Annotated in this window: 14 protein-coding genes; 4 read left to right on the top strand and 10 right to left on the bottom strand. The window is 69.5% G+C overall.

Annotated features, from left to right (window positions below):
- Nucleotides 1-47 precede the first annotated feature (47 nt).
- Both CQ034_RS11455 and nadE read right to left on the bottom strand, forming a co-directional pair.
- Nucleotides 48-3,518 (bottom strand): bifunctional RecB family nuclease/DEAD/DEAH box helicase, encoded by a 3,471-nt coding sequence (locus tag CQ034_RS11455; protein WP_105711137.1) that lies wholly within the window; start codon nt 3,516-3,518, stop codon nt 48-50.
- Between the two features lie 87 nt (nt 3,519-3,605).
- Nucleotides 3,606-4,424 carry an ammonia-dependent NAD(+) synthetase gene (gene nadE / locus CQ034_RS11450; RefSeq protein ID WP_105711136.1) on the bottom strand — a complete coding sequence of 273 codons (819 nt, stop codon included), beginning with the start codon at nt 4,422-4,424 and terminating at the stop codon, nt 3,606-3,608.
- 109 nt (nt 4,425-4,533) lie between these two features.
- Between nadE and CQ034_RS11445 the strand changes: the two genes are divergently transcribed.
- Nucleotides 4,534-5,091, top strand: coding sequence for a nucleoside phosphorylase (locus CQ034_RS11445; RefSeq protein WP_105711135.1), 558 nt, complete (start codon nt 4,534-4,536; stop codon nt 5,089-5,091).
- Between the two features lie 30 nt (nt 5,092-5,121).
- Here the strand turns inward: CQ034_RS11445 and CQ034_RS11440 are convergent, their stop codons facing one another.
- The 5 genes from CQ034_RS11440 to CQ034_RS11420 form a co-directional block, all read right to left on the bottom strand.
- The gene (locus tag CQ034_RS11440) at nt 5,122-8,109 is read right to left on the bottom strand and encodes an AAA family ATPase (RefSeq protein ID WP_105711134.1); all 2,988 of its coding nucleotides are present in this window, start codon (nt 8,107-8,109) and stop codon (nt 5,122-5,124) included.
- Complete coding sequence (locus tag CQ034_RS11435; RefSeq protein ID WP_105711133.1) at nt 8,110-9,279, bottom strand: exonuclease SbcCD subunit D; 1,170 nt, start codon at nt 9,277-9,279, stop codon at nt 8,110-8,112.
- Between the two features lie 110 nt (nt 9,280-9,389).
- Entirely contained in the window at nt 9,390-10,835 is a 1,446-nt protein-coding gene (locus tag CQ034_RS11430; protein ID WP_105711132.1) for an MFS transporter, read from the bottom strand.
- A gap of 310 nt (nt 10,836-11,145) precedes the next feature.
- Nucleotides 11,146-11,628 carry a DIP1984 family protein gene (locus CQ034_RS11425; RefSeq protein ID WP_105711131.1) on the bottom strand — a complete coding sequence of 161 codons (483 nt, stop codon included), beginning with the start codon at nt 11,626-11,628 and terminating at the stop codon, nt 11,146-11,148.
- Nucleotides 11,629-11,680: 52 nt separating this feature from the next.
- Nucleotides 11,681-11,989: a GNAT family N-acetyltransferase gene (locus CQ034_RS11420; protein ID WP_029263834.1), complete on the bottom strand. Its 309-nt coding sequence runs from the start codon at nt 11,987-11,989 to the stop codon at nt 11,681-11,683.
- A gap of 332 nt (nt 11,990-12,321) precedes the next feature.
- On the opposite strand from CQ034_RS11420, the gene CQ034_RS11415 reads away from it, so the two are divergent.
- Genes CQ034_RS11415 through CQ034_RS11405 form a run of 3 tightly spaced genes read left to right on the top strand, consistent with a single transcriptional unit; the run spans nt 12,322 to nt 14,253 of the window.
- Complete coding sequence (locus CQ034_RS11415; protein WP_105711130.1) at nt 12,322-13,029, top strand: winged helix-turn-helix domain-containing protein; 708 nt, start codon at nt 12,322-12,324, stop codon at nt 13,027-13,029.
- 43 nt (nt 13,030-13,072) lie between these two features.
- Nucleotides 13,073-14,032, top strand: a complete 960-nt coding sequence (locus CQ034_RS11410; protein WP_105711129.1) for a DNA-3-methyladenine glycosylase — start codon at nt 13,073-13,075, stop codon at nt 14,030-14,032.
- Nucleotides 14,033-14,055: 23 nt separating this feature from the next.
- Nucleotides 14,056-14,253 carry a hypothetical protein gene (locus CQ034_RS11405; protein WP_105711128.1) on the top strand — a complete coding sequence of 66 codons (198 nt, stop codon included), beginning with the start codon at nt 14,056-14,058 and terminating at the stop codon, nt 14,251-14,253.
- A gap of 24 nt (nt 14,254-14,277) precedes the next feature.
- Here CQ034_RS11405 and CQ034_RS11400 read toward each other — a convergent pair whose 3' ends face one another.
- From CQ034_RS11400 to CQ034_RS11390, 3 genes are read right to left on the bottom strand one after another with little or no spacing between them, the layout of a single operon-like run.
- A complete protein-coding gene (locus tag CQ034_RS11400) occupies nt 14,278-15,033 on the bottom strand; it encodes an ABC transporter ATP-binding protein (RefSeq protein ID WP_105711127.1) in 756 nt (251 codons plus the stop codon).
- Nucleotides 15,030-16,073 (bottom strand): iron chelate uptake ABC transporter family permease subunit, encoded by a 1,044-nt coding sequence (locus CQ034_RS11395; protein ID WP_258134185.1) that lies wholly within the window; start codon nt 16,071-16,073, stop codon nt 15,030-15,032. The genes CQ034_RS11400 and CQ034_RS11395 overlap by 4 nt, the downstream gene beginning before the upstream one ends.
- Nucleotides 16,066-17,052 carry an ABC transporter permease gene (locus CQ034_RS11390; RefSeq protein ID WP_105711125.1) on the bottom strand — a complete coding sequence of 329 codons (987 nt, stop codon included), beginning with the start codon at nt 17,050-17,052 and terminating at the stop codon, nt 16,066-16,068. Before CQ034_RS11390 ends, CQ034_RS11395 begins: the two co-directional genes overlap by 8 nt.
- Nucleotides 17,053-17,060: the final 8 nt, after the last annotated feature.

Raw genomic sequence — 17,060 nt, 5'->3', positions numbered from 1 at the left:
CACTCCGCGACGCGGTCGTCTCACAGAGCCCGTCGAAGCGGGGGCACTCAGTCCGCCGCGCCGACCAGACGGGCGAACGCGCTGAGACGAGCGACTCCCTCCGGGGTGTACGGCAGATCGTCGAGCAGTGCGGGCGAGTGGATCAGGTAGGCGACAACCTGCGCGCGGGAGATCGCCACGTTCAGTCGGTTCTGCAGCAGAAGGAACTCCGGGCCGCGCGGAGCGTCCCGCCCGCTGGAGGCCGCGAGCGAGGTGATCGAGACGACCGCCTCCTTGCCCTGGAAGTTGTCGACCGTGCCGACCGGGACGTCGTGATAGCCCGCCGTCGCGAGTGCATCGAGCACGAGCTGACGCTGTGCGTTGTACGGCGTGACCACGATGATGTCGGCGGGCACGAGCGGCCGGGTGGACCGGGACTCGTCGTTGTCGGTGAAGGAGCGACCGACCAGGTCACGGACCAGCCGGACGACCTCGGCTGCCTCCTCGGGCGACTGCGTGGAGTTGCCGCGGTGCCGCAGGGGGATGACGTGCAGACCAGGTTCGATCCCCTGGACCGAACGCAGCTCGGTGCCGGGGGCTGACGCCAGCTGCCCCGCGTAGGCGAGCTTCGACACCGGGGCCGCGACGAACGGATGCATGCGCCAGGAGCGCGCGAGGAAGTAGCCGTACTCCGGCCGCACGACCGGGTCGCCGTCCATCACCCAGCCGAGCGCGGAGGCATCGACCGGTTCGGGGTGGGCTCCCTGACTCACCTGCGGAAGCTGCTGCGGATCGCCGAGGAGCAGGAGCCGCTTCGCCCCGGCGGCGACCGCGATGGTCGAGGCGAGCGAGAACTGCCCCGCCTCGTCGATCACGAGCAGGTCGAGCCCGTCGCGGTCGACCCGCTGGGTGTTGCTGAAGTCCCAGGCCGTCCCGCCCACGACGGCACCCTCGGAGGCGTGCTCGGCGAGGAAGGCCGCCATCCCGGGCTTCGGGATGGCGGTATACGAGTGCGTCGCATCCGGATCCTTCGGAGCCTTGGCGACCTGAGCCGGTGCGACCCCATCGGCCACGACCCGCTCGAGCAGCGTCTCGATGATCGCGTGCGACTGCGCCACGACGCCGACCTTGAAGCCGTGCTCGTTCACGAGGCGTGCGATGACCCGGGATCCGGTGTAGGTCTTGCCCGTTCCCGGAGGGCCCTGCACCGCCAGATAACTGTGGTCGAGGTCGAGCACCCCCGTCACGATCGCGTCGACCGTGTCGTCGCCCGGGGCGGGCAGCGGCGCGCCCGATACGGTGCGCGGGGGGATCCGACGGAGGATGTCGGTCGCCGCATCGTCGGGGAACCCCGGAGCCGCGGCGTGCACCGCATCGGCCCACTCGTCGATCGCGCCCTGGAGGGACACGACGCGTGGCGGTGCGGCCGGGGTGAGGGCGAGCGGCAACTCGTCCCACGTCTGTCCCTGGACCGCCGACTCGGTGATGAGGTAGCCGTCGTCGAGCACCTCCGCCACCGTGACCGTGTGCGGCACATGCACCGCACGCGACGGGACCTCGGTGTCGAACGGCGCCGGAACTCCGTAGAGTGCGAACGGCTGCGACCCGGCGCCGAGCGTCGTGCCGGGCGAAACCTCGCCGCGGATCTCGACATCGCGGGACATCACCCGCCGCCCCTCACCGATGCTCCAGTCGCGACGGACGGTCGAGGACGGACGGTCGACCCGCACCACATCGCGCGTGCCGTCCCACATGGTCACCGGTTCGCGCAGCCGCTGGAAATGCGACACCCAGAAGCTCTTCGCCTCGCGCGGGAAATAGTCGATCGCGGCGGCCGCGAGTCGATGGACGAGCCCGTCGTCACCCGCCTCGACCGCGCGCTCGGCATCTGCGAGCAGTGCGACCGAGCGCGGGGACGGCTCGTAGATGACCTCGTCGGCTGCGTCGGGCGGAGCCGGGGTGACGCCCTCTTTGCGCGCGATGTCGATCAGCCAGTTGCGCAGACGCCTGGTCGACACGCAGTCGTAGCGGTTGTAGTCGGCGAGGTCCGCCAGGACCGCGTCGGCCCCGGCCTGCTCCCCCGCAGCGGCGAGCTCACGAGCCGCGACGTACTGCACGATCGAGTCGTCGCCCTTCTGCACGTCGCTGGTTCGCACGTCGTCGCCCATGTACAGCGGCTCGAGCTTCTTGATCGAGTACGAGCGCGAACCGACGCGCACCGTCCGCAGCACGAGCGGGTACAGGTCGACGAACACGCCCTCGCGCAGCAGCCGATCGACCTCCCCCTCGCGCACCCCGTGCCGTGCCGCCATCGCCACCAGGTGCGAGGTCTCGTAGGGCGCGTAGTGGTAGATGTGCATGCCGGGGTGGGCGATCCTGCGCGCATTCACGAAGTCGAGGAACGTCTCGAGCGCGCGCTTCTCGTCGGCGAAGGTATGCGCCCAGAGGGCCGAATACTGGTCGGCGTTGTCGACCCACCCGAAGAGGTAGTCGATTCCCCAGTGCCCCTCGCCGTCGGCAGCCGGCTCCGTGTAGAGGGGGTCGCCCTCGAAGTCGAAGAAGATGTCGCCGTGGCTGGGCAGCGGGAGGGTGTGGATCGCCGGCGCGTAGTGCACGTCGTAGGTGGGCCGCCCCTCGGCATCGGCGCGCAACTGCAGTCGCGCCTGGTCGCGGAGCGTCTCGAACGTGTCGATGTTCATCCCCGCTGGCGGCCCCGATGCCTCCGCCAGGGCATCGATCGTCTCGATCCCGGACGCACGCAGTCGCGCACGCTGCACCGGGCGCATCCTCGCGACCATCAGCAGGTCCCGGTGCGCCAGCACCTGTTCCTCGCAGGTCGCGCAGCGTCCGCAGGCCACGATCTGCAGGTCGCCGCGATCGTCTCCCCAGGCGAGCGGCGCACCCGCCGCCCCATCGGCGATGCGCCGGTCGGCGATGAGGGCCCGCAGCCGAGCGCGCCGCACCTGGAAGAGCGGAAGGAGATCATCCACCTGATGGGTGCTGAGCGTGCCGTCGCCGAGGATCAGGTCGACCTCGTCGGACCGGGGGATGCCGAGGCGGTCGAGCTGGTCGACGTATGCCGCGAGCTGCATGAGGGCAGTGACTCGCGCCTTGCGCGCGAGCTTGGAGTCCTGAACGCGCCACCGGCCGTCGTCGTCCTTGCGGAGGAAGTCGGCGAATCCGACGAACTCGTCGGTGGAGAAAGCCGCCTGGAACACCACGAGCGCATCGGAGCGCAGCGCCGCGACCGTCTCGTCGATCGCGGCCGCCAGCGCCTCGGCATCAACCGACGAGACCTTCTCGATGCGGTGGACACTCGCGTCGCCGAGTTCATCGATGTACCGGGCGAGCACGTTCTGCTCGTGCACGTCGCCGAGCTCGGCGGCACGCTTCAGAGTCGCGTCTTCGGGCTCTTCGACGGCCGGGACTCGCCCCAGCTTCGCGTCGATCGCCCGACACCACGCGAACTCGCACTCGGCGGCCGCCTTGAGGTCGCTCGCGCTCCAGATGACGCGCTGCGCCTGAGTGTCGATCCGCACGATGCTCCCGTTCTGTCGGATGCTTCGACACTATCCGCGGCATCCGACACGACGCGAAGCGGCGCCTCCGCAGATGCGAACGTGCGGTCAGCGCCACCAGGTGTCGTCGGGGGTCACCGGGAGGTGCCGCTTGTGCTGCGTGGCGAGGTATCGTGCCTCGATGCGACCGGCGACCTCGGGATCGACGGTGCGCCCCTCGAGGAAGTCGTCGATCTGCTCGTAGGTGAGACCCAGCTCGTCCTCGTCGGCACGACCGGGCTGGCCGTCGAGCAGGTCGGCGGTGGGCACCTTGAACGCGAGACGATCCGGAGCATCCAGGAACTGCAGGAGCGAGCGTCCCTGGCGCTTGGTGAGACCGGACAGCGGGAGGATGTCGGCCGCGCCGTCGCCGAACTTCGTGTAGAAGCCGGTGACCGCTTCGGCGGCGTGGTCGGTGCCGATCACGAGGAGCCCGTCGTGACCTGCGAGCGCGTACTGGGTGACCATGCGGACGCGTGCCTTGATGTTGCCGCGGTTGAAGTCGCTGATGTCGCTCGTGACCGCGAACTCGATGTCCTCCTCGACACCGTCGACGCCGTTCTGGATGTTGACCTCGACCGACGAGTCCGGGGCGATGAAGGCGAGTGCAGCCTGGGCATCGTCGGCATCGTGCTGCACGCGGTAGGGCAGACGCACGGCGAGGAACTTCGCCTCGCCGCCCTCGGCCCGCACCCGCTCGACCGCGAGTTGGGCGAGGCGACCGGCGAGAGTCGAGTCCTGCCCGCCGGAGATCCCGAGCACATAGCCCTTCGCCCCCGTCGTGCGCAGGTAGTCGGCGAGGAAACCGATGCGACGCTCGGTCTCGGCTTCGGGGTCGACCTCGGACCTGACACCGAGGTCCTCAGAGATCTGCTGCTGCAACGACATGTGATCCTCCGCTCGTTTCCTCGAATCAGTATCGCGCTTCCGTGTTACGTCGGGGTGACGCCGCGGCGTTCGGATGCTCCTGCCAGTCACGACCTGAGAGAATGGGGCAGTGAAACTCCTCGTCGCCGCGCTCGCATCCGAACTGTCCGCATTCCCCGAGGAACTCGAGGGCTTCGACCGTCTCGTGACCGGCCCGGGCAAGCTCCAGGCGACGTACGGCCTGACGCGTGCGCTCGACGCCACCGTCTACGACGAGATCGTGGTCGTCGGCACGGCGGGCGCGATCGATCCCGACCTAGAAGCGACCGTCCACGAGGTCGGCACCGCGTTCCAGCACGACGTCACCGACCTCGACGGCGTCGCCGGCCAGCACGTGTCGCTGCCGGCGCGGGTCGCCACCGGACGCGACGGCGTGCTGATCGCGACGGGCGACCACTTCGTCGAGGATGCCGAGGTCACCGCCGTGATCCGTCCGTCGGGGGCGGCACTGGTCGACATGGAGACCTACGCGTACATCTGGGTCGCAGGACAGTTCGGCGTGCCCATCCGCGTGTTCCGCGCCGTGTCCGACCAGGCTGAAGACGGCGCATTGACCGACTGGCGCGAGGCGGTCGCCCGCTGCAGCGTGCAGCTTCGCGACTTCATCCGCGCCGAGTACGGCGTCTGAGGCGGCGGAGGCCGTCGGCGTTCGCGCGGCTCAGCGGGCCTCGATGATGCTCGGACCGTTCGGCAGCGCCCGCACCGTGAGCTGCGCCGGGATCTGCTCCTGCATGGCCTCGACATGGCTGATGACTCCGACCGTCCTGCCCCCCTGTCGCAGCTCGTCGAGCGTGCGCATGGCCACATCGAGCGTGTCACCGTCGAGCGAGCCGAATCCCTCGTCGATGAACAGCGTGTCGAGGCGGATGCCGCCGGCCCGGGCCGTGACCACCTCGGCGAGACCGAGTGCGAGCGCGAGTGAGGTGAGGAAGGTCTCGCCGCCCGACAACGACTGCGGCGGCCGCGTCTGCCCGGTGAAGGCATCGGAGACCACGATCCCGAGCCCGGATGCTGCCCCTCGAGCCGCGAGCGCGTCGGAGTGCTGCAGCTGGTAGCGGCCCGTCGACATGTCGTGCAGGCGCCGGTTCGCCGCGTCGACGATCTCTTCCAGCTCGGCCGCGAGGACGAACGTCTCCAGGGTCATCTTTCGGGTGTTCGCGCCTCGCCCGGCGATCGTGTCGGCGAGGTTCTGCAGCACCTCGAATTCGGCCGCATCGGCGGCGGTGCGGGCATGCTCGGCGGTGGCGGAATCGATCAGTCCCCCGAGCCGCTCGGCCGTGCCCGTCGCCCGAGCCGCCGCGTCGACCGCCTCGGTCCAGGTCGCTCGGGCAGCCGCCGAGGCCTCTTCGACGGGCGCGAGGTCGATCGGCTCTTCGGGGAGCGTCCGCAACTCCAGGTCGAACAGGATCGCCCGTTCCTTCTCCCGCTGCACGGCGTGCTCGGCGATGCGCGCGTCCAGTGCCTCCTGCGTCGCGACGGAGCGGAGGGCGTGTTCAGCGGCGGTCACATCGTCGAACGGCGAGTCGGCGATCGCCTCATCCCGCTCGGCCTCCGCCTCGGCCAGCGCCTGCGTCCTGCGCAGACGTTCTGCCATCGCCCGGGCGACCGCGCGGGCGGCGGAGATCCTGGTGGCCATGTCGTCGAGACGCTCGGCGACCGTGTCGAAGGAGCCGCGCGCCTCGGCGATCAGTGTGTGGGCCTCCGTGCTCCGCTGCTGCAGCAGAGCGTGCTGCTCCCGCGCCCGAGCGAGCGCCGCCATGCCCTCGGTCTTCTCGGCCTCGAGCTGATCGACCCGGGCGACGAGGCCGCTCAGTTGCACGTCGAGCACCGTCAGCTCATCGGCTGCGGCCAGGCTGAGCGCGTGGGCTGCGGCGGCTGCTTCGTACTCCGTCTCGGCCTGGTCGACGCTCCGCCCGTCCGCGCGGGCGGAGACAGCAGCGAGTTCAGCCCGCAGGCTCGAAGACGCCGCGGAGCGTTCGCGCTCCCGCTGCGCCGCGACGTCGCGGGCCTTCTCCGCTTCAGCGATGTCGTCGGGCGAGACGAGATCGGCGTGCGTGGCCGGAGCCGGATGCTCGAGTGAGCCGCAGACCGGACACGGATGCTCGGGGCGCAGGCTCGACGCGAGTTCGCCGGACATCCCGTCGATGCGGCGCTGCCGCAGCTGTGCGAGGTTCGTCTGCGCGGCGGCGTGCACAGCAGTGGCGTCGGCGAGTTCGATCTCGGTCGCGGCCTGCGCTCTCTGCAGCCGCTCCACCTCGCGGGCTGCCGCGCGTCGAGCGTCTGCCTCTTCCTGGGCCGCTCGGGCATCGCCCACCCGGTCGGCCAGGCGGCGTTTCTCGTCGCGTTCCGCGGTCAGCGCGGTGATCGCGGCGGGGAGAGTGGCACGTTCGGCTTCTCCGGCCTCCAGGCGTGTGGTCGCCACCGCCACGGCCTCCTCGGCCGACTGCAGCTCGGCATCGAGCGCCGGTGCCTGCCCCTCGAACTCCCGCGCGCGCTCCCAGGAACCGCTCTCCCTGGTGCGTGCAGCCGCCCACTCCTCGAGGTCGCCGGCGACGGGGACCTCGAATGCCTCCCACACTTCCCGTGACCGCTGCTCGTCTTCGGCCGCGACGGTGACGGCCGTCTGTGCTCGGGCTGCGGCAGCGATCGTCGACCGCACCGCCTCGGCGGCACGCGCGGCCGCGAGCTCTGCCCGGGCCGCGTCGATCGACGGCGCATCGGCATCCAGCCGCTCGAGCGCTGTCCGGGCGCGATCACGTTCCCCCTGGGCATGCTTCTCTTCGCGAGCGGTGGCGAGCGCCGCATCGGCATCGGCCGCACGCTTCTCCGCCTCCACCCGCTCCGAGGCGCGGCGCTCCGCCCGATAGTCGGCACGCGCCCTCGCTCGTCGGAGTGCCTCGAGACGCCCTTCTATCGGCGGGGGGCCGGACACCGCCGCGTCCTCGGTCGGCGCTGTCACGTCGTCGGAGAGCCCGCTGGTGATCACGAGCTGCTCGGCCTCGTCGATACGCGCATTCACCGTCGCGAGCCGAGCGCCGAGTGTCTGTTCCGCCTCCCGGCGCCGCTCGTCGAACCGTGCCTGCACGTCTTCGAACCGCTGCGTGCCGAACAGCCGCCGCAGCAGTGCCTGGCGGTCTCTGCTGCCCGCGAGCAGGAACTCCGAGAATCGGTTCTGCGCGAGGAGGATCACCTGGAGGAACTGCTCGCGGCTGAGCTGGAGGATCTCATCGAGCTCGCCTGCGACATCGACGGCGCGAGCGGCGCGACCCACCCAGCCGGCATCGGTCCACTCGTCGAGGGCGACGGTCGAGGCCTGCTTGGTCATGCCGCCGCCACGTTTGGCGGGACGCAGGTACTCCGGTGAACGGGTCACACGGAAACGGCCCGCCGGAGTGCTGAACTCGACCACCACCTCCGACGGATCGTCGGGCTCGCAGTGATCGCTGCGCAGCCGCTTCTCACCGCCGTCGTAACGCGGCACCCCGCCGTAGAGTCCGAAGCACACGGCGTCGAGGATGCTCGATTTACCTGCCCCCGTGCGGCCGGCGATGAGGAAGATGCCGTCGTCGGCGAACGCGTCGAAATCGACGACCTGCCGCGAACGGAAGGGACCGAAGCCCTCGACCTCCAGGCGATGGAGACGCATCTAGACGAGTGCCTCCGCGCGCACGCGCTCATCGAGCACCGCACGGATCAGCTCGTGCTCGACCTCGGTGGGCCCGTGACCTGCCCGCACATGCTCGAGGAACGCCTCGATGCGGTCGGCGTCGGTGACGGCGGAGCGCAGCCGCTGCACGTACGACTTCTCCTCCACCTCTGCGACAGCTGCGGGCTGGTGCTGAACCATCGCGCAGTGGGGATAGCTCTCTCGCAGACGCCGCATCGGCTCGGACTGCGGCACCGCATCCGTGTAGACGGCGCAGACCCAGTCGTCGGCGTGTGCGGCGACGGTGTCGGCTGCGAGGATCTCTTCGAGCGAGCCCGTGAGCGTGACGAGCCGACGCGGAACCGGCAGGTCGAGCCACTCGACCGCGGCGAGGCCGTCGGCATCGAGGTCGACGAGCCAGGATCCGCGCGGCTTGTCCTGCTCGCCGAAGCTGTAGTGCAGCGGAGCACCCGCGTACCGGACGCGCTCGCTGATCTGCTGGCGCCCGTGGATGTGCCCGAGCGCGACGTAATCGGGGCCGTCGAAGACGCTCAGCGGCACGACGTCGAGTCCGCCCTGACGCACCTCGCGTTCGAGCCCGACGGTCGCGTCGACGCCGGCCGCGAAGCAGTGCGCGATCGCCACTGAACGTCCCTCGTGCTCGCGCATGCCGGCGCGGACCAGATCCATCGCATGGGCCATGGTCTGCGCCTGCGTGCGCAGCTGCCGCCCCGAACTGTCACCCTCGGGCCAGTGCTGACGGACGATCGCCGGTTCGAGGTAGGGGATTCCGAAGAAGTGAACAGGCCCCTCGGGGTCGGCGATGGTGACCGGCACGCCGACCGCGAGCGGATCTGTCAGCACGTGGATGCCCTCGCGGAGCAGCCGGGCCTGGAAACCGAGTCGCGCGGCCGAGTCGTGGTTGCCGCTCGTGACGATGACGCGGGCGCCCGTCTCGTGCAGTGACACCAGCGCATCGCCGAGCAGCGTGTACGCGGCGCCCGACGGCGTCGCGGAGTCGAAGACGTCGCCCGCGACGACGACGACGTCGACTGCGTTCTCGCGAACCTGCTCCGTGAGCGCGCCGAGCACCTCGGCCAGCGCGTCCATGGTCGAGTTGCCATGGAACGTCCGGCCGATGTGCCAGTCGGAGGTGTGCAGGATTCGCATACTCACACGGTACGAACACCCTCGGACATTACGTCCGAGGCGTGCCGCGGCATCCGTTCCCGGGGCGGGAATCGGGCGATCTACGCCGGGACGGATGCCGCGACCACGGCTCAGTGCGCGGCGAGGGCCCGCTCGCCCTGCGTGGGCATCAGCTCCTCCTTGGTGCCGCGCACCAGGAACATCGCGATCACGGAGGCGGCGACCATGAAGATCGCGGCGGCGATGAACGTCCAGCCGTATGCGTCGGTCAACTGCGACGGCGTGACGTCGGCCTGAGCGTGCCCGCCCACGGAAGCCGCGTACACGGCGGTGAACACCGACAGCCCGATCGATCCGCCGATCTGCATCGCCGAGTTCGCCATGGCGGACGCGACGCCGGCATCGTGCGGGGCCACCCCCGACAGCGCCAGGTTCTGCAGCGGGATGAAGATGAAAGCCATGCCGACACCGAGCACCACCAGCGCAGGGGCGACCTGCAGGAGGTACGCGCCGTCCGGCGTGATCCCCGAGAGGTAGACCATCCCCGCCGCGGCGAGCAGCGGTCCGACGATGAGCATCGGCCGCGGTCCGATCACCGGCAGCAGCCGGGTCGCGATCGGGGCGATGATCATGGTCGCGATCGGCAGGGGCAGCGTGGCGAGTCCTGCCGGGAACGCCCCCATCCCGAGCACGAACTGCAGGTGGAACGTGAGGTACATCGTGGCGCCGATCATGATGGCGCCGGCGACACCCTGGATGAGAAACGCGCCGCCCCGGACGCGGTCGGCCACGATCCGCAACGGCAGCAGCGGCTGCGCGACCCGGCTCTCGATCCAGACGAAGACCGCGAGCAGGACGACACCGAGCGCCAGGAACGTGATCGTCAGTGGATCGCCCCAGCCGTGCTCGGCGAGGCTGAACCCGTAGACGAGGGCCCCGAGCCCGAGGGTCACCGTGATGGTCCCCCAGACGTCGTACCGGTTCTCACCCTCGGCCTTGCTCTCGGTGAGGAAGAGGGCGCCGCCGATGAGCCCGACCACGACGAAGAAGATGTTCACGAAGAGGCACCAGCGCCAGTCGGCGAACTCGGTCAGCAGCCCGCCGAGCAGGAGGCCGACCGCTGCCCCCGTTCCCGCGACGGTGCCGAACACGGCGAAGGCGGTGTTGCGCTCACGGCCGGAGGGGAACGTCACCGTCAGCAGGGCCAGTGCCGCCGGTGCGAGCAGCGCCGCGAAGACGCCCTGGAGTCCGCGCGCGAGGATGAGCTCCCACCCCTGCTGCGCGGATCCGCCGTACAGCGATGCCGCGCCGAATCCGATCATGCCGATCATGAAGATGCGCTTGCGGCCGATGTAGTCGGCGAGGCGTCCGCCGAAGAGGAGGAGCGCACCGAACGCGAGGGCGTAAGCCGTGACGACCCACTGCCGCTGTCCGTCGGTGAGACCGAGAGCGGCCTGTGCACGCGGCAGCGCGATGCTCACGATGGTGCCGTCGAGCACCACGACGAGCTGGGTGAGGGAGATGACGATGAGTGCCCACCACCGGGAATGTGGACGGGCGCGCAGGGATGAAGACATGGAAAAACCTCCGGTGTCTGATGAGGATGCCGGAGGTTTCGAGCCTCGGATCAGCGCGCCTCTCGGCGCCTGACCACCTCAGCCAACGGGGCTGAGCAGAACTCCATTCTATCGCATGATGTTCGAGGAGGAAGCGGAAGGTCCCCTGACCCACCCTCGTCGCGACGATCGGCACGCGGTGATGCGAGATGCGCTGTGCACCTTCACCTGTGCGGCGTGCGGGGCTGCGCGATGCGATATCAGGGCTGCCCTCCGCCCGACAGGTGCCGGCTTGCCCCGCCGGCTGAGGGTTGTGCCCGCTTCGTCGTGACTACCGACTTCCGCTCTCCTCCTCGAGGTCGTTCGACCAGTTCGCCTGCTGGATCCGGTTATCGAGCTCCCGCAGCTCCTGCGCGACGGCGTCGGCCCTCGATCGCAGCTGCGCGACCGGCAGCGCCGAGACCTGCCGCAGCTCCGACCGCATCTGGCGCAGGTACTGGTCGTTGGATCCGGATGCCGCGGCGGCCGCATCCGTCAGCACGGAGTGGCGCAGACGCAGCACGTCGCGGGCGGCGAGCGCATCCGTCATCGTGCCGTCCGCGCCGAGATCGAGTCGTGCGTTGGTCGCGTTGATGCGACGGATCAGATCGCGCAGCTGGGTCAGTGCGGCGTCCGCTTCGACGATGAGGGCCGCGGCATCCTCAGCCGGCTCCTCCCCCTCCTGGAAGCGGGCGTTCGCGACGATGCGGGCACGCAGCTGCTCGATGCGGCGCTGCAGATCGGCTCGTGCGGTGAGGGCCTCAGCGAGTTTCATGGGCCCATCCTCGCAGCAGGCGGCTGTAACACGGCGTCATACAGCAGGCGAGTCAGCGCGAGCGCAGCAGCGGGGCGTGCTCGGGGTTCGCTGCGAACCAGTCCGCGACGTACCAGCAGACGGCGTCGACCTTGCGGTCTCCGCGCTCCTCGATGTCGGCGACGGCCCCCTCGACGACCTTTCCGGCATAGCCGTTGCCGCGGAAAGTCGGGACCGTGAAGGCTCGCGTCAGGGCGATCGTGTGTCCGTCGTCGCGGTAGTCGAGAACGCTCACGAGCTTTCCGTCGCGCATGAGCGTGTAGCGCGACGCATCCTTCTCGTCGGTCAGGATGAAACCGCCGACAGTGTGCGAGATCGTCATCCGCACAACGTTACGCCCGCTCACGGACGCCCGGGCGTTTTGACATGAGCGGTCATGATCGGACATAATCCCCCCATGACCACCAACGCAAGCCCTTTGTCCGCCCAGGAGGCGAACAGGACTGCCGGGATGATGATGCCCGGTCGCGTTGGCATGTGTTGCCGAATGTGTCGCTGAACGAACAGCCACCCCGCCTGACCTGACGCCTCGCCATCTGCGAGGTCAGAGTCACCGAGCATCCACCCTTTGCTCGCTTCCCGGCTCCGCCGGTCATTCATGCAACGCATCAGAGCCCCGCTCGATCCGGGCTCACGTCCTGAGGACTCATCATCATGTCGAACACCGCACTTCTCGAGCGTCCCGCCACCACCGCCGCGATCCGCACGCAGCCGGACGCCGCTGCTCCCCTGGCCGCCGCCGGAGCCGATCTGCCCGCCGTCCGCTCGCCCCGCGGCTTCGCCCTCTACGTCGGACTCGACGAGATCAAGGCAGCCGAAGCCGGAGTGAGCCTCCCCCTCCTCGTCGACGCACTGCGCCGCACTCTCGCCGAGCTCGCACCGGGCGCCGAGACGCACGCCACGGTCGCCCTCGCTCCCCATGGCTCCGGAGGCCGCGACCTCGACGTCGTCCGCCTCGCCCTGCAGGAGCCGGGTGCCATCGCCCGCACCAAGGCCGCCGCCGAAGAGGAGACCGTGGAAGAGGAGACCGGCGTGACCGTCGACATCTCCCGCAAGCGCGTGCTCATCGACGGAGAGTCCGCGGCCTTCACCTACAAGGAGTTCGAGCTGCTGCAGTACCTGGTGCTCCGTGAGGGACGCACGATCGAGCGCAGCGAGCTGGTCTCCGCGCTCTGGCAGGCACAGGATGACGAGACGCCCGGCGAGCGCACGATCGACGTGCACGTCCGCCGCCTTCGCGCCAAGCTCGGCCGCTACGAGGACATCGTCCGGACCGTGCGCGGCATCGGGTACCGGTTCGACCGCCACGCCGACGTCGTCATCCGCTACGGCCACGGCACCCCCTCGCCCGACCGCTTCTGAGTCACCCCGGGTCGGTGTCAGGACCGGCGCGTAGGGTGGGCGCATGACCCTGATCGAGCACCCTGCAGCGGCCGACGCCGCGTCCGCGGATGCTCGATGGGAGACCGTCTACCGGCCGCCGCATCCGCTCGATCTTCGACGCACCGTCGGCATGCTCCGCCGCGGCGGCACCGATCCGACGATGATCGTCGACGGCGGCGTCATCTGGCGTGCCGTGCGCACGCCGCTCGGCCCCGCGACACTCGCCCTGCGCATGTCCGGCAACGAGGTCAGGGGCTCGGCCTGGGGTTCCGGAGCCGAGCACGCTCTCGAGGGCGTTCCCGCACTCTGCGGCGCATACGACGAGCCCGGCGACTTCGACGCGTCGCTGCATCCGCTCATCGCAGAGTCCGCCCGGCGCACCCCCGGACTGCGGCTCGCCCGCACCGACGCGGTGTTCGATGCTCTCGCCTGCGCGATCATCGAGCAGAAAGTCACCGGCATGCAGGCCTTCGGCGCCTGGCGCTGGCTCGTCTCCCGCTTCGGCGAGCGTGCGCCCGGCCCCACGCCGCGACCGATGTTCGTCGCGCCGACCGCCGAGCAGTGGTACCGCATCCCCTCGTGGGCCTGGCACCGCGCCGGCGTCGAGCCCCCGCAGTCCCGCACCATCGTGCGCGCAGCCGAGCGCGGTGACCGCATCGCCCGTGCCGTGAGCGCGGCCACGACCGGCGCCGACCGCGACCGCGTGCTCACCAGCCTCCCGGGAGTCGGCGTCTGGACCTCGGCGGAGACCCGCATCCGCGCGCTGGGTGATCCCGATGCCGTCAGCGTCGGCGACTACCACCTGGCGCACGAGGTAGGACATGCGCTCACCGGGAAGCGCACCGACGACGACGGGATGCTCGAGCTCCTCGAGCCCTGGGCGGGTCAGCGGCAGCGTGTCATCCGTCTCATCTTCGCCAGCGGGGTTCAGGAACCGCGCCGCGGACCCCGTCTCGCCCCCGAGGACCATCGCGGTCGCTGACTCCGTCCGCCTATGCTGGGGCCATGTCCCGTTCTGCGCTACGCATCTCCATCACCGTCGGCCTGCTCGTCGTCGGAGTCGTCGTCGGGTTGATCTTCCAGAACGTCTGGCTCGGTGTGCTCCTCGCCGCCATCGTGTGGCTGGGATGGTTCCTCGGCTACGAGTCGCGTCGTGGCAACAACGCCGGCGTCAACGACGAGGATCACGGCATCGAGCTCTGAGGCCCCTGGCACCGTATCGTCCGCTCAGTAGTAGACGGCGAGCGGCCCCGACGGACCGTCGACGACGCGCACCGGGGTGTCGAACACCCGGGTGAGCACCTCGTCGGTCATGATCTCGGCCGGGGACCCGAACTCCACCACCGCTCCGTCTTTCATGGCGCAGATGTGGTCGGAGTAGTGCCCGGCGAAGTTGATGTCGTGCAGCACGATGACGATCGTGCGTCCGAGTTCCTCCGCAGCCCGGCGCAGGTGTTTCATCATCTGCACCGCGTGCCGCATGTCGAGGTTGTTCAGCGGCTCGTCCAACAGCACGAACTCGGTGTCCTGCGCTAAGACCATCGCGACGTAGGCGCGCTGGCGTTGCCCGCCGGAGAGCTCGTCGAGATAGCGCCCTTCGAGCGGTCCGAGATCGAGGAAGTCGATCGCCTGGCTGATGATCTCCTCGTCCGCCCGGGTCAGCCGCCCCTTCGAGTGCGGGAAGCGTCCGAAGCCGACCAGCTGCCGCACTGTGAGCCGGGTGACGAAGTGGTTCTCCTGCCGCAGGATCGACACGACCTTCGCGAGGTCCTTCGACTTGGTGGAGGCGACGTCGAGCCCGGCGATCTCGATCGCACCGGCGTCCATGCCGTTCAAGCGACCCATCATCGTCAGCAGCGTCGACTTGCCGGCGCCGTTCGGTCCGATGAGCGCGGTGATGCCACCGGCGGGGATCTCGAGGTCGACGGGGCCGATCGCGACCTCGCTGCTGTAGTCACGGCGGACGCCGTCGAGTGCGATCACAGTCGGCCCTTTCTGAGGATGACGATGAGGAACACGGTGCCGCCGACGAGCTCGATCAGGATCGACACCATCCCCTGCGCGTAGAAGACGTTCTTCATCACGAAGTACGCGCCCGCGAGGATCGTGAAGGCCGTGAGCACCGCGACGGGGAAGATGAGCCGATGGTCGTGCGTGTCGGCGAACTGATACGCGAGGGTCGCCACCAGGAATCCGAGGAACGTCATCGGGCCGACGAGCGCGGTCGAGGTCGCCATCAGCACGGCCACCAGGAAGAGCACGAGGAAGAGCTCGCGGCGATGGTCGACGCCGAGGGAGCGCGCGGCATCCGGCCCCAAGGCCATCAGGTTCAGCCGACGGGATCGCAGCCACAACAGTGCGGATGCCGCGACGACGAGCGGGATCGCCAACGGGAGGTACGAGGGATCGGCGTTGGACACGTTGCCGAACAGCCGGGCGGCGAGCACGTCGAACTCGCTCGGGGTGAGCAGTCGCTGCATGAACGTGGCGATCGCGCCCAGCCCCCCGCCGATCACGATGCCCACCAGGAGCATGATCTGCAGGTTCCCGTATCGACCGGACAGCAGCCAGCCGTAGAGCGCGACCGCGAGCCCGACCATGATCGCGACCTGGATCGCGAACTGGCCGACCCCCTGGATCGCCACGAGCCCGGCCACCCCGAACAGGTACACGGTCGAGGTCTGCACGACGCGGTAGAGCGACTCGAAGCCCATGATCGACGGCGTGATGATGCGGTTGTTGGTGACCGTCTGGAAGCTCACGGTGGCGATGGCCTGCGCGACCGCGACGAGCGCCATCACCGTCACATCGATCGCGCGATGCTGGGCGATGCGCCAGAACCCCGTCGAGCCGACGGGCATGGGGTTCCCCCACGCGAGGAGGCCGAATCCGGATCCCGCGGCCAGGACGATGAGGATGCCCAGCACGATCAGGTAACGCCGACGCGCACGCGGGGTCGTGAACGAGCCGGCCGAGCGCGTCGCCGGGGTCGTCGTCAGCTGCTCCCCCACGCCGCTAACCACGTCGACGCTGCCTCAGCAGAAGTAGCACGAACACCACGGCCCCGACGACGCCGAGGATCAGCGACACCGGTACCTCGAACGGCATAATGATCGTGCGCCCGATGATGTCGCACACCGTGACGATCGCGATGCCGAGCAGGCACACCCAGGGCAGGTTGCTGCGCAGGTCGTCGCCGCGCACCATCGAGACGATGTTGGGCACGATCAGTCCGAGGAAGGGCAGGTTGCCGACGACGACCGTGACCACGCCCGTGGTGATCGCGATGAGGACGGTGCCGAGCAGGATGATCCGGTTGTAGTTCACGCCGACGTTCGTGGCCACCTCTTCGCCGAGTCCGGCGATGGTCAGCCGATCGGCGACGAGGAAGACGATCACACCGATGATCGCCACGATCCACAGCATCTCGTACTGGCCGCGCATCACCGAGGTGAAGCTGCCGGCGAACCACACGCCCAGGATCTGCAGCGAGTTGGTCGCCAGTGCGAGATACGTCGACAGGGCGCCGACGACCGCGCCGAGCATGATGCCGACGATCGGGACGATGAGCGAGGACTTGAGGGCGACGCGGCGCAGGAAGGCGAAGAACACCATCGTGCCGACGAACGCCGCGAGCACTGCCCCCGCCATCCGTAACGGGAGCGACGGCTGCGGGACGAGGATCATGACCATGAGGAGTCCGAGCCCCGCCCACTCGGTGGTTCCGGTCGTCGTCGGCTCGACGAAACGGTTCTGGGTGAGCAGCTGCATCACGAGGCCTGCCATCGCCATCGCCGCGCCCGAGAGGACGAGGGCGATCGTGCGGGGCACGCGCGTGATCTGGAACATCTCCGCGCCGTCGTCGGCTCCGGCGATGTCGTACACGCCGGTGAACAGCGAGATGACGAGGAGAACGACGACGACGAGCACGCCGATGAGCAGCGTGCCGTCGAAGAGCCGCCCGGTGTACCGGGGCGGCGGGGTGATGTCGGTGGAGACCATGATGACGG

It is taken from the genome of Microbacterium sp. MYb45, from assembly GCF_002979655.1.
GTDB lineage: Bacteria > Actinomycetota > Actinomycetes > Actinomycetales > Microbacteriaceae > Microbacterium.
The sequence above is the reverse complement of the archived record's forward strand: the minus strand, read 5'-3'. Positions and strand labels throughout refer to the sequence as shown.

Bases quoted from the DNA above. Each gene is read 5' to 3' on its own strand.
- CQ034_RS11405 (WP_105711128.1), top strand. From the start codon at position 14,056: ATGTCCCGTTCTGCGCTACGCATCTCCATCACCGTCGGCCTGCTCGTC.
- CQ034_RS11435 (WP_105711133.1), bottom strand. From the start codon at position 9,279: ATGCGAATCCTGCACACCTCCGACTGGCACATCGGCCGGACGTTCCAT.
- nadE (WP_105711136.1), bottom strand. From the start codon at position 4,424: ATGTCGTTGCAGCAGCAGATCTCTGAGGACCTCGGTGTCAGGTCCGAG.
- CQ034_RS11420 (WP_029263834.1), bottom strand. From the start codon at position 11,989: ATGACGATCTCGCACACTGTCGGCGGTTTCATCCTGACCGACGAGAAG.
- CQ034_RS11440 (WP_105711134.1), bottom strand. From the start codon at position 8,109: ATGCGTCTCCATCGCCTGGAGGTCGAGGGCTTCGGTCCCTTCCGTTCG.
- CQ034_RS11415 (WP_105711130.1), top strand. From the start codon at position 12,322: ATGTCGAACACCGCACTTCTCGAGCGTCCCGCCACCACCGCCGCGATC.
- CQ034_RS11430 (WP_105711132.1), bottom strand. From the start codon at position 10,835: ATGTCTTCATCCCTGCGCGCCCGTCCACATTCCCGGTGGTGGGCACTC.
- CQ034_RS11410 (WP_105711129.1), top strand. From the start codon at position 13,073: ATGACCCTGATCGAGCACCCTGCAGCGGCCGACGCCGCGTCCGCGGAT.
- CQ034_RS11390 (WP_105711125.1), bottom strand. From the start codon at position 17,052: ATGGTCTCCACCGACATCACCCCGCCGCCCCGGTACACCGGGCGGCTC.
- CQ034_RS11425 (WP_105711131.1), bottom strand. From the start codon at position 11,628: ATGAAACTCGCTGAGGCCCTCACCGCACGAGCCGATCTGCAGCGCCGC.